Raw genomic sequence first — 13,622 nt, forward strand, 5'->3', positions numbered from 1 at the left:
GCCGCTCCCCCGGCCGAGCCCGCAGGGTTCGGTCAGATGTGCCGCTGTATAGTGGGACGCTGTTTGTCCATGCGACGAAGTTGAGGAACGGGTGAGCGAAAGCACCACGCAGCGATTCGAGAGGCTCGCCGCGGCGCCACTGGTCGCCACCGTCTCTCGGCGCACCGGATTCCTGGGGTCTTTCGCGTCGATCCGAGAGATCCTCGCGCATCGCCAGTTGCTCGGGCTGCTCGTGCGCCGCGACATCACGTCGCGCTACAAAGACAGTGCGCTCGGCCTGCTGTGGACGCTCATCAACCCGATCATCCAGCTCATCGTCTACTACGTGGTGATGGGCCAGTTCCTCGGCGCCGCCCGCTCGGGGGGCATCCCTGATTTCGCGCTCTACATCTTCTCGGGACTCACGATCTACGTGCTGTTCAACGAGTCGGTGTCGGGTGCCACGGCATCCATCGTGACCAACGCGGGTCTCGTGAAGAAGGTCTACGTACCGCGTGAGGTCTTCCCGCTCGCCTCGATCGGCTCGGCGAGCTTCACGTTCGCGATGCAGGTCGTCGTGCTCGTGATCGCGTGCTTCGTCCTGGGCGCCCCGCCGCTGAGCTTCGGTCTGCTCTACGCCATCCCCTCGATCGTGCTCGTGCTCATCTACGCCACGGCGCTGGGCCTGCTGCTGGGCGCACTGAACGTGTACCTGCGCGACATGCAGTACCTGTCGCAGATCGTGCTCATGCTGGCGCTGTGGTCTTCGCCCATCGTCTACGGATGGACGATGGTGCGCGACACGCTCGAGCGCATCACCTGGATGCCCGAGTGGGCGATCGACGTCTACACCTCGAGCCCGCTGACTCTCGCTGTGCTGGGGTTCCACCGCGCATTCTGGGTATCGGGCAGCCCCGCCGACTATCCCGCCGACCTGCTGCTGCGCATGGGCATCGCCGCGCTCATCGGCCTCGTCGTGCTGTGGCTGTGCCACCGCGCGTTCGCCAAGCTGCAGGGCAACTTCGCGCAGGAGCTGTGACATGACCATCTCTGAGCCCCTCGCCACCCCCGCCGTCGTCGTGATCGACGACGTGTCCAAGCACTTCGCCATCCGCAAGGACAACTCGCTCAAAGAGCGGATCGTCACCCTGGGGCGGCGCGGCAAAGCGCACAGCGAGGTGTTCGACTCACTCAAGAACGTGTCGCTCACCATCAACGCAGGCACGACGATCGGCCTCATGGGCCCGAATGGATCCGGAAAGAGCACGCTGCTGAAGACGATCGGCGGGATCATCGAGCCCTCCAGCGGTCGCGTGCTGCGCCGCGGACGTCTCGCGGCGCTGCTCGAACTCGGTGCCGGCTTCCACCCCGATCTCTCCGGACGCGACAACGTGTACCTCAACGCCGCGATCCTCGGCCTCTCACGTGAAGAGACGGACGCGCAGTTCGACAGCATCGTCGCGTTCTCGGAGATCGGCGATTTCATCGACACGCAGGTGAAGTTCTACTCCTCCGGCATGTACGTGCGACTCGCTTTCGCCGTCGCCGTTCACACCGACCCCGACATCCTCCTCGTGGACGAGGTGCTCGCCGTCGGAGACGAGGCCTTCCAGCGCAAGTGCATGGACAAGATCCGCGAGTTCCAGCACGACGGGCGCACCATCATCCTGGTCTCGCACTCGGCCGCTCAGGTGATGGAGGTCTGCGACGAGGGTGTTGTCCTTCACGATGGCGCCATCGCGTTCGTCGGCAGTGCCGCGGATGCCACCAAAGTGCACCGCGACATCTTGGAAGGCCGCCGCCGCGAGCTGGTCGTCCACGACGAGGTACCAACCGCACCGGTCATGACACCGACCGTCACAGGAATCACACTGCGCCCCGGCGACACCGATGACACCGTCATCGCGCCAGGCGACGAGCTGACGATCGAAGTGCACGTGCGCCTGCCCGAGCAGGTGGCGGCCTGGAACACCTCCGTCAGCATCGACACGCCACACGGTCAGCAAGTCTTCGGTACGGGGTCGCGCCGACTTGACGCCCCGCACGGCCCGCACGCTGCGGGCGAGGCGACCGCCGTCTACGTCCTGCCGCGTGTCGCGTTGGCGGGAGGTTCGTACTTCGTCAACGCGTCGGTCGCAGACGCTGAGGGCACGACGCTGGACGTCCTCTGGCAGGGCGCGACCTTCTCAATTCCTTACGCCGAGACGCAAACCGGTACGGTCTACTCAGAGGCCCACGTCTCCGAAGCGTGACGCCCACCCGCACCCGAAGGAACCCCCGGTGAGGATCTGCGTCTACACGTATCTGCTCGGCTCCTACGACCAGCTGCTCGACCAGGCGGTCGCCGCCGACAGCGACGCCGACTTCATCTGCTTCACTGACGACCCCGAACTCGCCAGCGACACCTGGCGCATCGAGCACGTCGAACCGCGCTACCCCACCGATATCGTCCGCAGTGCCCGCTCGCTGAAGATCCTCGGGCATCCTGCGCTCGACGAGTACGACGTGACACTGTGCATCGACGCATCGGTGCTGCTGCGTGCCGCTCCCGAGCAGATCGTCGCCGCGTGGTTGACCGATGACGTCGACCTCGCCCTCCCGTTGCACAGCTTCCGCGAGCAGGTGCTCGACGAGTTCGATGAGGTCATCCGTCTCAATTACGACGATCGCGCGCGCGTGCATGAGCAGCTGCTGTCGTACTCCGTCTCCGACCCCGATGCGCTGACGCAGAAGCCCCTGTGGACGGCGATCATGGTGCGCCGACGCACCCCCGCCGTCGCCGAGACGATGCGGCTGTGGTTCGATCACGTGCTGCGATTCTCACGCCGCGACCAGTTGTCGGTCAACGTCGCTATCGCGCGCACACGGCTTGCCACGCGACGGGTGCCGCTGGACAACTTCGCCTCCGACCTGCATCAGTGGCCTGCCATCGAGGGGCGCAAGGTCTCGCTGGGAAAGGCCAGCCCGTACGGGTCCGGGCCGCTCCTGGCCGAGCTCCGTCGCGCCAGGCGTCAGCTCAGCGAAGTGGAGACGCAGCTGACTGCACTCGGAATCGGCGGCGTTGCAGACCTGGCCGAGACCTTGGGCGTCCTGCGGGAGCGGGCGGCCCAGGGTGAGGAAGATCGCATGCGGGCCGAAGAGTGTGCGCGCGAGACCATACAGTGGCGCGAGCGCTGGCATTCGACGCAGGGTGTCACGGGGGCATCCGCCAACTTCCTGCGATCGCTCAAGGGGCTCGTGCGGCCGAAACGCGATCGAGGCTGATCAGCTCCGCCGGAACCGGCCGACCACGCGGCCGAAGCGGCTGTGCGGATCGATGAGCCAGCCCAGTCGCCTCCCCACGCGCGGGTGCAGTCCGAAGTACATGCGGACGAAGTCGCGCAGTCGGCCCTCACCGACGTAACCGGCGCGTTTGATCAGCAGCACGCGATCGGTGAGGTCGCCGGGAGTCGTCGCCGACATCTGGTCGAGGTTGAACTCCATCGAGGTGTGACTGATGGACATGTACTCCGCCGTGGACACCGTGCGGGTGTGGTAGCCGAGTTCGCCGGCCGCGTACGACGGCATCCGCTCGAGGATGTGCGCCAGTCCACCGTCCTGGTACGCCTCGACGCCGCCGAAGTCGTCGTACCGCCACGCGTGTTCGACGAGCAGGCGGAGCGCTTCGGGCCGGGCGATGTACATCGACCCGTACGGTGCCAGCGGCGAGATCTCATCGAGAGGCACCTGGATGCCCAGGCGTTCGCACCACTGCGCGAACCCCGGCTTGTTCGACCACCAGCCCCGCCCCATCGTCGGGTAGCCGATGTGGATCATCGGGGGGTAGACGAGGCCGAGGCCCGGCTCGCGCTGGAACAGCGCCAGCAGGTTGGCCGTGTAGCCAGGGCTGTTCAGAAGGTTGCGGAACTGCTGATCGGCGAAGTGGCGACCGATCGCGAACCCGTCCTGTGGCGTCTTCTTCGAGTGGAGTTTGACCACGAGGTCGTAGTCGCCGGACAGGAGGATGTCGCGACAGGCGACGAGGAAGGCGCTCTGGTCACGCCCGTCGTTCGATGCCAGCACCCGCACGTCGACTGATCGACCGTCGCGAGGCCTGGCGGCGATGATCTCGCGGATGGCCTGCGCGCGCTGCTCGTCCTGCGTCGTGACGACGAGATCGTAGGCGCCGGGAAGCGTGTCGACGAGGTCGAGCATCGCGTCGGTCATCTCGACGTAGAAGATGTGCAGGATCGCGACGATCCGCAGCGGCGCGGCGGCGTCGTACGACACGTCGACCTCGGGCAGCACGTCGTGCAGCGCCAGGTTCGTGTTCACGACCTTCGGTTCCACGGTGCGGGAGAGGTTTCGCAGGATGAGCTCGGTCGGGTACCCGTATTCGCGCACCGCCCGCAACGTCCACGTGTCGATGACGGCGTGACGGTTCAGGAACGGCGGGAAGTGGAAGAACGGACGGCGCTTCAGTAGAGGACAACCGTCGCGCAGCAGCAGATCCGCGTTGAACAGCGCGGCATGGTCGCTCGGGTAGTCAGCGTGCCCGAAGGCCGCCTCAGCCGTGAAGCCGCCGTCACGGAACGACTGTGTGAACACGACCTCGTGCTGTTGAACGGCGTCTTCGTAGCTCGAGAACACCGGCAACTGCGCCCAGTAGTCCCGCCACTGCGGCGACTGGTGCATGCGGCGGCGCACGGCGATCCAGAACGACTGCAGATGCTCGGGCAGCACCCCCGATCCGGTGAACGGGTTGGGCTCGAGGCGCGGGTGGTCGGTCATCCCCCAGAAGTCGAGCTCCCGGGCATCCATCCGCTCGAACACCGGCGCGAACGGGCGCACCGGGCCGAACCACGTGTCGTTGCACAGCACGATCTCGTCGTATTGATCGAGCTCGTCGCCGAGGTGTGCAAGCACCGCTTGGTGCCCACCGATGTCGAAGCCGGTGTTCTCGCGCACGATGATCTCGTCGCTCACACGCGAAAGCGTGGCCCGGCCCCCCTCGGAGAGCTCGCCGTTGACGACCACGATGATGCGCTCCGCGTGTGCCCGCAGCCCCGCGAGCGCGTGCGGGACGAAATCCTCGATCTCGCCGCGGCGGTCCCAGACGGCGTAGCTGATGACGCGTCGGCCCGCTGCCGGGAACGCAACGGCCGCTGTCTGCGCGCTCATCGCCGACCTCGCAGTCGCGAGAGGACAGACTTCGCCCACAGCACGGACCCCCGTGCGGTGCGGTAGAGCGGGTCGACGACCCGCACCACCCTCGGATGGTTCATCCGCAGGTACATCATGGTGAGCGGAACGGCTCCGCCGTGCGACATCCAGCCGGCACGGTGCAAGAACTGGATCTGTTCGATGGGATACCCCGGAGTGGTCGACGAGAGCTGATCGAGGCCGAACTCAAGCGCGGTGTGACTGATCGCGGCGTGCTCGGCGTTGAGAACGGTGCGGCAGTGATAGCCGCCCTCCCCCGCGATATACGCGATCGAGCGCTCCTGCGCCGCCGCCAGCCGCGCCTCGGGGTAGGTGGGATCCGTGCGGTAGTCGCCGTAGCTCCACGAATGCTCCGTCAGCAACCTCATCGCCTCGGGGCGCGCGATCCACATTCCACCCATCGGCGCGAGTGGCGACACCTCGTCGATGGGCACACGTACGCCGAGCCCCGACAGAAGTGCCTCGACCCGCTTTCGGTACGACGACCAGCCCGAGCCCAGCATGGGCAACCCGATGTGCATCGTCGGCGGGAAGACGACACCGAGCCCCTGTTCGCGCTGGAACAGCGCCAGAAGGTTGCGGACGTACCCGGGCGAGCTGAGCAGGTTCTCGATCTGGTGTCGAGCGAAGTAGCGACTCACGTTGTAGGGCTTGCTGCGCGACCGCTTCGAGTGGATCTTGACGATCAGGTCGTAACGGCCCGGGACGAGCACATCGGCGCATCCGATGAGGAAGGCGCTCATGTGCCGGCCGCGACGCGTCGGCACAAGCCGGACGTCAGCATTCGCGTATCGGGCCCCTTCCCGGGCCGCGAGCCGCTCGCGCAGCCCGTCGACGAGACCCGCGACCGGTGTCGTGACGAAGACGTCCACGGGGTCGGGCAGGTAGCCGATGCGGTCCAGCAGCTCATCGGCCATCGCCTCGTGCACCACGTTCACGATCGCCGCGATGCGCTGCGGTCGAGCCTCGTCGTAGGCGACGTCGACCTCAGGCAGTACCTCGAGCATGCCCGCATCGGCGTTGAGTGTGCGCGGCGGCACATTGCGCGCCAGGTTCTGCCAGACGAGCTCTACGGGGTAGCCGTACTCCTCGACCGCCCGGATGAGCTCGCGGCCGATCACCGCGTGCCGGTCGAGGAACGGGGGGTAGTGGAAGAACGGGCGCCGCTTCAACAGAGGGCAGCCGTCGGCGAGCAGCAGATCGGCGTTGAACAGCGCCGGGTGATCGGTCGGATAGTCCGCGCACGGATACGCGGCAAGGGCCGTGTAGCCGCGCGACGTGAAGTGCTCCGTGAAGATCGTCTCGTGCAGCAGCACGGCATCCTCGTACCGGTCCATGGCCGGCAGATCACGCCAATATGCCTCCCAGTCCGCGCTGAGGAAGAGCTCCGGGCGCGCGGCCAGCCAGAACGACTGCAGATGCCACGGCAGCCGTCCGTCCCCGGTGAACGGGTTGGGAATCTGCTCGGCGTGGTCGGTCATGCCCCACAGGTGCACCCGCGTGGCATCCATACGATCGAAGACGGGGCCGAACGGGCGCACCGGTCCGAACCACGTGTCGTTGGCGAGGATGACCTCGTCGAAGCCCGACAGATCGCCCACGTGCGCCATGCCCTCTTTGTGTGCCCAGATGTCATACCCGCGGTTCGAGCGCACCAGGATGTCGTCCGACACCGCCGCCAGCCTCGTGCGGGCCTCGTCACTGAGCGAGCCGTTGACGACCGCGAGGATGTGCGAGCTGTACTCGCGCAACCCGCGCAGCGCATGTTCGACGAAGGGGTCGAGCTCACCACGCCGGTCATACACGACGTAGACGACGAGACGGCGACCATCCTGAGCGAAGGGCGCGGGGGGAGCAACGGGCGACGGTGCAGGCAGCTGCGCGCTCTCGTCTGTCATCGCCGTTCCCGTCTCCGCATCGTCGGTCGCCTGCGCGGGCGGGCAGCCCACCCTCGCGGGGTCAGCCTCGTCCCTGCGCCAAGGCCTTGAGAAGGTACGTGCCGTATCCGCTCTTGACCAGGGGCTCGGCGCGCTCGCGCAACTCGTCGTCCGTCAGGAATCCGAGCCGCCACGCGACCTCCTCGGGGCATCCGATCGACAGCCCCTGGCGCCGTTCCACCGTACGGATGAAGTCTGTGGCCTCGCTGAGCGAATCGAACGTCCCCGTGTCGAGCCACGCGGTACCGCGCGGCAGCAGCTCGACCTTGAGCGCGCCGCGCTCGAGGTATGTGCGGTTGACGTCGGTGATCTCCAGTTCGCCACGCGGCGACGGCGCGAGGTTCTTCGCGATCTCGACGACGTCGTTGTCGTAGAAGTACAGACCGGGAACCGCATAGTTGCTCTTGGGCTGCGCGGGCTTCTCCTCGATCGAGACGACGTTGCCCTCGCGATCGAACTCCACGACGCCGTACGCGGTGGCGTCATCGACCCAGTAGCCGAACACGACACCACCGGTCAGTTCGTTGTACTGGCGCAACCGCGTCCCCATGCCGGGACCGTAGAAGATGTTGTCACCCAGCACGAGCGCGACACTGTCTGAGCCGATGTGCTCTTCACCGAGCACGAACGCCTGCGCCAGCCCGTCAGGCGACGGCTGCGTCTTGTACGAGATCGAGACACCGAACTGCGAGCCGTCACCGAGCAGTCGCTGGAACTGGTCCGAATCGTGCGGGGTCGTGATGACGAGGATGTCGCGGATGCCCGCAAGAATCAGCGTCGACAGCGGGTAGTAGACCATCGGCTTGTCGTACACGGGCACGAGCTGCTTCGAGGTACCGAGAGTGATGGGGTGCAGCCGGGAGCCTGTGCCGCCCGCGAGAATGATGCCACGCATGGCATCCAGTCTCTCGCATCCGTGCGCGTCTGCCTAAACCCGTTCCGAGTCGGCGCCCGCGCGGATCACGGCGTGACCGCTGCCCGATCGATGTCGTCGCGGATCCGCTGGCGCGTCACGGCGGTGTGACACGTCGCCAGTTGCGCGTCGTTGGCACCGCCCACGACGTTGACGATGTTGAGACCTTCGCCCTGCGAACCGGGCACGAACGGCCAGTGCCGCTGGCCGGGGAGCGCCTGTCGGGTGCGGATGCCTGCGCCCACGGCGGTGCGATGGATCCAGATGTCATCGTTGGTCGGCGCCAACTCGCGGAAGGCGACACCCTCCGCATGCAGAGCGCGCTGCAACGCGACCGGCAGCACCTGCCCGGACACCGAGGTCGCGAGATGCGCGAAGCTCGCCGTGTCGTCATCGCACGACCGCCACTGCGCGTACGGCGTGAAGTCCTCGCCGGTCATCCCGATGACGTGGGCCCGGTAGGCGACGACGAGGTCGGGCGTCTTGTGATGTTCGCGCAGCAGTACTTCAAGCCAGGTCGGCGGATACACGATGTCATCGTCGGCCAGGACGAGCGGGCGCTCCAAGGGCTCGGACTCGATGTACGGCCAGTACTTCGTGTGCACGCGGTTGCCCGCGGGAGTGAAGCGGATCTCGATGCCGCGCGCGCGGAGGCGCTTGAGCCGGGCGGGCAACCGCCGCGGCTCGTCCAGCCACAGGATCAACCGTGCCGGCCGCACCGTGCCACGACCGATCGACTCGATCGCGACCCAGACATCGGCGAGGCGACGCCCCCTCGTCGTCATGCAGATGACCGCCTCGCCGGCCGAGTCGGTGACCCGCCGAGCACCGAACGGACGCGATGAGCGCAGCCACAGCCGGGTGATGTCATGCGCCGCCTCGGGTGTCGGCGTGTCGACCTGACTGCTCGGACGCGGCAGACCGCCGTATCGCTCGGCTACTCCACGGGCGAACGACCGGACACGACGAACGAGAGGCACGCGAATCAGCGTACCGGCCCGCCAGTCGCGCTCCCCCTCCCCCGGTAGGCTGGAACCCATGCGCAGACTCGTCGTGACCGGTGGTGCCGGCTTCATCGGTTCGAACTTCGTCCACCACGTGATCGAGCACACCGACGACCACGTCACGGTGCTCGACAAGTTGACCTACGCCGGGAACCTGGCCTCGCTGGCGGGGTTGCCGGAAGACCGGTTCACGTTCGTGCAGGGCGACATCGCCGACGCGGCCCTCGTCGACGGCCTGTTCGCGAACGCGGACGCCGTCGTGCACTATGCCGCCGAGTCGCACAACGACAATTCGCTGAACGATCCGCGTCCGTTCCTGGACACGAACATCATCGGCACGTACACGCTGCTCGAAGCCGCCCGCAAGCACGGCACCCGCCTGCACCACATCTCCACCGACGAGGTCTACGGCGACCTCGAGCTGGATGACCCGGAGCGGTTCACCGAGAACACGCCGTACAACCCGTCGTCCCCGTACTCGTCCACCAAGGCCGGGTCGGACCTGCTCGTGCGGGCCTGGGTGCGCTCGTTCGGGGTGCAGGCGACGATCTCCAACTGCTCGAACAACTACGGCCCGTACCAGCACGTGGAGAAGTTCATCCCCCGCCAGATCACCAACGTGATCCGCGGCATCCGCCCCAAGCTGTACGGCGCGGGTGAGAACGTGCGCGACTGGATCCACGCCGACGATCACTCGTCCGCCGTGCTGACGATCCTCGAGAAGGGTGTGACCGGCGAGACGTACCTCATCGGTGCCGACGGCGAGAAGGACAACAAGACCGTCGTCGAACTGATCCTGACGCTCATGGGCCAGGATGCCGACGCGTACGACCACGTCACCGACCGCGCCGGCCACGACCTGCGCTACGCGATCGACTCCACCAAGCTGCGCACCGAACTCGGCTGGGCTCCCCAGTACCGCGACTTCGAGGCCGGTCTTGCCGCCACGATCGACTGGTACAAGGCCAACGAAGCCTGGTGGGCACCGGCGAAAGACGGCGTCGAAGCCTTCTACGCCAGCAAGGGACAGTGACCTCACCGGTGGTCGAGTGCGCCGGCGCAGCCGGCGTTTACCTCGACCATCGTGACCTCCAGCGGAGATACACATGACTGAATACGGCAAGACCCTCGGGGCCACCGAGACCACGATCCCCGGGCTGGTCGTCTTCGACCTGCCCGTGCACGGCGATGCGCGCGGCTGGTTCAAGGAGAACTGGCAGCGCGAGAAGATGACCGCACTGGGCCTTGCCGACTTCGGGCCGGTGCAGAACAACATCTCGTTCAACGACGCCGTCGGCACCACCCGTGGCATCCACGCCGAGCCGTGGGACAAGTGGGTTTCGGTGGCGACCGGCCGCATCTTCGGCGCGTGGGTCGACCTGCGTGAGGGCCCCAGCTTCGGCGCGGTGTACACGACCGAGCTCGACCCGTCGAAGGCGATCTTCGTGCCGCGCGGTGTCGGCAACTCGTACCAGACGCTCGAACCTGACACGGCGTACACGTACCTCGTCAACGACCACTGGTCGCCGGATGCCGCGTACTCGTTCCTCAATCTCGCCGACGAGACCGCGGCGATCGACTGGCCGATCCCGCTTTCCGACGTCGAGATCTCGCCGAAGGACCTCGCCCACCCGCGCCTGGCCGACGTCACGCCGATCCCGCCGCGGAAGGTGCTCGTGCTGGGCGCGAACGGCCAGCTCGGCCGCGCCCTGCGGGCCGAGTACGGTGACGCCGCCCACGTCGAGTACGCCGACCGCGCGACGCTCGATCTCGCTTCTGCCGGGCTCGCCACGGCACGCCGCTGGCGCGACTACGGCACGATCATCAACGCCGCCGCGTACACGAAGGTCGACCTCGCCGAGACCCCCGAAGGGCGCGCGGATGCCTGGGCGGCCAACGTCACCGGCGTCACCGCCCTCGCCCGCATCGCGGCCGAGAACGGCATCACCCTCGTGCATGTCTCGAGCGACTACGTCTTCGACGGGACGCTCGAACGCCCCTACACCGAGGACGACACCGTGCGCCCGCTGGGCGTCTACGGCCAGACCAAGGCAGCCGGCGACGCGGTCGCCGCTGCCGTGCCGCGTCACTACATCGTCCGCACCAGTTGGGTCATCGGCGAGGGCGGCAACTTCGTGCGCACCATGGCGTCGCTCGCCGAACGCGGCATCGACCCCAAGGTCGTGGACGACCAGATCGGTCGCCTCACGTTCACCGATGACATCGCCCGCGGCATCCGTCACCTCGTCGACACCGGCGCCGCATACGGCACCTACAACCTCACCGGGGCGGGCGAACCGCAATCGTGGGCCGACATCGCGCGGCGCGTGTTCGAGCTCACCGGGCACGACCCCGCGCGCGTCACGGGCGTGTCGACCGACGAGTACTTCGCCGCGGCGACGACCCCGGTCGCGCCGCGCCCGCGCAACAGCATCCTCGACCTCGGCAAGCTCGAGGCCACCGGCTACCAGCCGTCAGACGCCGACACCTCACTGTCGTCTCTGCTCACCGGCGCCTGACGCGCGTCAAGCGGGACGCTCAGCAGCGCACGGATGCGGCGACTGCCTCACTCAGGCTCGGTAGTCCACCGATCAGCGTCACCCTCGTGACCTTCGACGTCAGAAGCCACGTCTTCGGGGCATCCGCCATGCAGGTCGTCGGCGTCGAGAACAGCGGCACCTTGCCCCGACCCGCCAGGACCGACCCCGTCAGCGCATCGGGGAAGTTCGCCCCGGTCGCGAAGAGCACCGACGTCGCGCCGTTCGGGTACGCATTGACGTTGAGCAGATAGCTCGTCTCGTAGCGGTCGATCCCACCGATTCTCGTCGTGGCGACTCCCGCCGCCTTGATCGACGACTCGATGCCGCTGCTCACCGATGCGGTGGAGCCGGCGACGATGACACTACGGATGCCGGCCCCGAGCGCCTTGATCCGCGTCGACATGTCGGACGAAAGACCTGCGTCGCCGCCGGGGACGAGGATGACAGGCATCCCCTTTGCGCCTCCGAGAGCGGCGGCGACCACCGCATCGGCAAAGTTGCGTCCGTCGACGACATACGCGGCGGTCGCCGTCGGGAAGAACCGCGCGGCGAGCAGCAGGCTCGTCTCGGTGCGGTCACGTCCGGCGATCCGCTCGATTGCGGCGCCGGGCAGCACCGACTGGACAGAGGCGCGCACCGCAGAGGAGACACGGTCCTCGCCACCGATGAGGATGACTCTCGTCGCTTTGAGCCTTGTCAGCTCTGCCGCGACCGACGACGGCAGCGCGCCCGGATCAGTGAGCAGCAACGACGCCCCGGCAACGCCGGCAGCTGCACCGGCCGCCAGCGCATCGGGGAAGTCCGTCCCGGATGCGAGCATCACCGTGCCCGCGCCGGACGGGTACGTCGACTGCGACACCTTGATCGCGGTCTCATAGCGATCGATCCCACCGATGCGACCGACCGTGTACGTCATGTCGGGCGCCGTCGTCAGGTAGTCACTGTGCACCCAGTACACGATGCCGCCGACCTTGACCTGCCACCAGACTCCGACGACACCCAGACGCGTCACGCGGGTGCCGGTCGGGAAGGTTGCGAGGACGTTGGAGCACTCGGTCGTCGGCGCGGCGCGGCCATTGAGGCTCGCCGTCGTCACGTATTCGCCGCCGGCCGCGGTGATCGCCGACGCCGGCGGTGCCTTGCACGGGTCGACGGTGGCCTGCGTCGACCCGAACCATGCCGTGTAGTAGTTGTAGAAGTTGCGGTTGCCGTAGCTCGAACAACCGTCACCCAGCCCGTAGCCCGCCGCGAGCGCCGCGGCGTTCGGCTGATAGGGCGTGTATGAGTACAGCGCGGCGGTGGCGTAGTTGGCGATGTTGAGATTCGTGCCGCCACAGGCGCTGTTCGGACTGTAGCCGACCCAGTTCACACCCGGCTGCTTCGCGAACTCCGCAGCCTTGTACGTCTTCAACTGCTGCGCACCCTTGAGGATCTGCGGGCCGACGCCGGCGAACGCGGGGTCGCAGGGCGCAGTATCGGGGCAGGAGGCGCCCATCGCGGCCTTGAGAGCCCACTCTGACGGCGCGGTGCTCGTCACGAGCCCCTGTTCCTTCTGCAGCGTGACCAGGATGACCTTGGCCGAGATTCCGCACGCCACCTGCACCCGGTAGATCAGCTCAGATACCTTCATCGTGCCGCCCTGGATCGCCGAGCAGATCAGGTTGCCCGTGCTCTGCGAGGACACGGCGTCACGCGTCGAGATGCCGGTGTTGAGCACGTTGAGGCAGTTCCCGTTCTTGCACGTGCCGATCTTGGCGTCCAGGAATGCCTGGATCTCTGCCGCGCTCATCGAATAGCTGTCGTAGAACAGCGTGTCGTTGATGATGTTCTCGGGGTTGAAGCCCACGACGGCGGCTGTCTTGACGACGTTCCCCCCGAGCGCCGTGGCTACGTCGGCAGGCGTCGCGGCGGTCGCCGGAGCTGCAGCGAAAAGCGACGTGATCAGCGCAAAAACAGCGACCAGGGCGGCGAGAACAGGCGGGCGCGCACGGCGGCGCAGAGGGGGCGTGCTCCGGGGGTGCATGTGACTATTGTTACGGAAGTTCGC

10 protein-coding genes are annotated in these 13,622 nt (G+C 67.1%); 5 read left to right on the forward strand and 5 right to left on the reverse strand.

Annotation, left to right across the window (positions count from 1 at the left end; translation table 11 throughout):
* The first annotated feature begins 91 nt into the window (after positions 1-91).
* From BGO46_RS01140 to BGO46_RS01150, 3 genes are read left to right on the forward strand one after another with little or no spacing between them, the layout of a single operon-like run.
* On the forward strand, positions 92-1,018 hold the full coding sequence (locus BGO46_RS01140; protein ID WP_292674488.1) for an ABC transporter permease: 927 nt from the start codon (positions 92-94) through the stop codon (positions 1,016-1,018).
* Between the two features lies 1 nt (position 1,019).
* Positions 1,020-2,231, forward strand: coding sequence for an ABC transporter ATP-binding protein (locus BGO46_RS01145; protein WP_292674485.1), 1,212 nt, complete (start codon positions 1,020-1,022; stop codon positions 2,229-2,231).
* A 28-nt stretch (positions 2,232-2,259) separates the two neighbouring features.
* Positions 2,260-3,243 (forward strand): glycosyltransferase domain-containing protein, encoded by a 984-nt coding sequence (locus BGO46_RS01150; protein WP_292674483.1) that lies wholly within the window; start codon positions 2,260-2,262, stop codon positions 3,241-3,243.
* Here the strand turns inward: BGO46_RS01150 and BGO46_RS01155 are convergent, their stop codons facing one another.
* The 4 genes from BGO46_RS01155 to BGO46_RS01170 all read right to left on the reverse strand — a co-directional run bounded on the left by BGO46_RS01155 (position 3,244) and on the right by BGO46_RS01170 (position 9,011).
* Positions 3,244-5,139, reverse strand: coding sequence for a rhamnan synthesis F family protein (locus BGO46_RS01155; protein ID WP_292674481.1), 1,896 nt, complete (start codon positions 5,137-5,139; stop codon positions 3,244-3,246). It abuts the gene before it with no gap.
* Positions 5,136-7,079 (reverse strand): rhamnan synthesis F family protein, encoded by a 1,944-nt coding sequence (locus BGO46_RS01160; RefSeq protein ID WP_292674479.1) that lies wholly within the window; start codon positions 7,077-7,079, stop codon positions 5,136-5,138. The genes BGO46_RS01155 and BGO46_RS01160 overlap by 4 nt, the downstream gene beginning before the upstream one ends.
* Before the next feature lie 61 nt (positions 7,080-7,140).
* The gene (rfbA, locus tag BGO46_RS01165) at positions 7,141-8,013 is read right to left on the reverse strand and encodes a glucose-1-phosphate thymidylyltransferase RfbA (RefSeq protein ID WP_292674477.1); all 873 of its coding nucleotides are present in this window, start codon (positions 8,011-8,013) and stop codon (positions 7,141-7,143) included.
* A 65-nt stretch (positions 8,014-8,078) separates the two neighbouring features.
* The gene (locus BGO46_RS01170) at positions 8,079-9,011 is read right to left on the reverse strand and encodes a glycosyltransferase family A protein (RefSeq protein ID WP_292674474.1); all 933 of its coding nucleotides are present in this window, start codon (positions 9,009-9,011) and stop codon (positions 8,079-8,081) included.
* 58 nt (positions 9,012-9,069) lie between these two features.
* Here BGO46_RS01170 and rfbB point away from each other — a divergent pair, with 58 nt between their 5' ends.
* On the forward strand, positions 9,070-10,068 hold the full coding sequence (rfbB, locus tag BGO46_RS01175; RefSeq protein ID WP_292674472.1) for a dTDP-glucose 4,6-dehydratase: 999 nt from the start codon (positions 9,070-9,072) through the stop codon (positions 10,066-10,068).
* 73 nt (positions 10,069-10,141) lie between these two features.
* Entirely contained in the window at positions 10,142-11,554 is a 1,413-nt protein-coding gene (locus BGO46_RS01180) for a bifunctional dTDP-4-dehydrorhamnose 3,5-epimerase family protein/NAD(P)-dependent oxidoreductase (protein ID WP_292674470.1), read from the forward strand.
* A 19-nt stretch (positions 11,555-11,573) separates the two neighbouring features.
* Here BGO46_RS01180 and BGO46_RS01185 read toward each other — a convergent pair whose 3' ends face one another.
* A complete protein-coding gene (locus tag BGO46_RS01185) occupies positions 11,574-13,598 on the reverse strand; it encodes a cell wall-binding repeat-containing protein (RefSeq protein WP_292674468.1) in 2,025 nt (674 codons plus the stop codon).
* Between the last annotated feature and the right edge of the window lie 24 nt (positions 13,599-13,622).

Source organism: Microbacterium sp. 70-16 (assembly GCF_001898315.1).
Classification (GTDB): Bacteria; Actinomycetota; Actinomycetes; order Actinomycetales; family Microbacteriaceae; genus Microbacterium.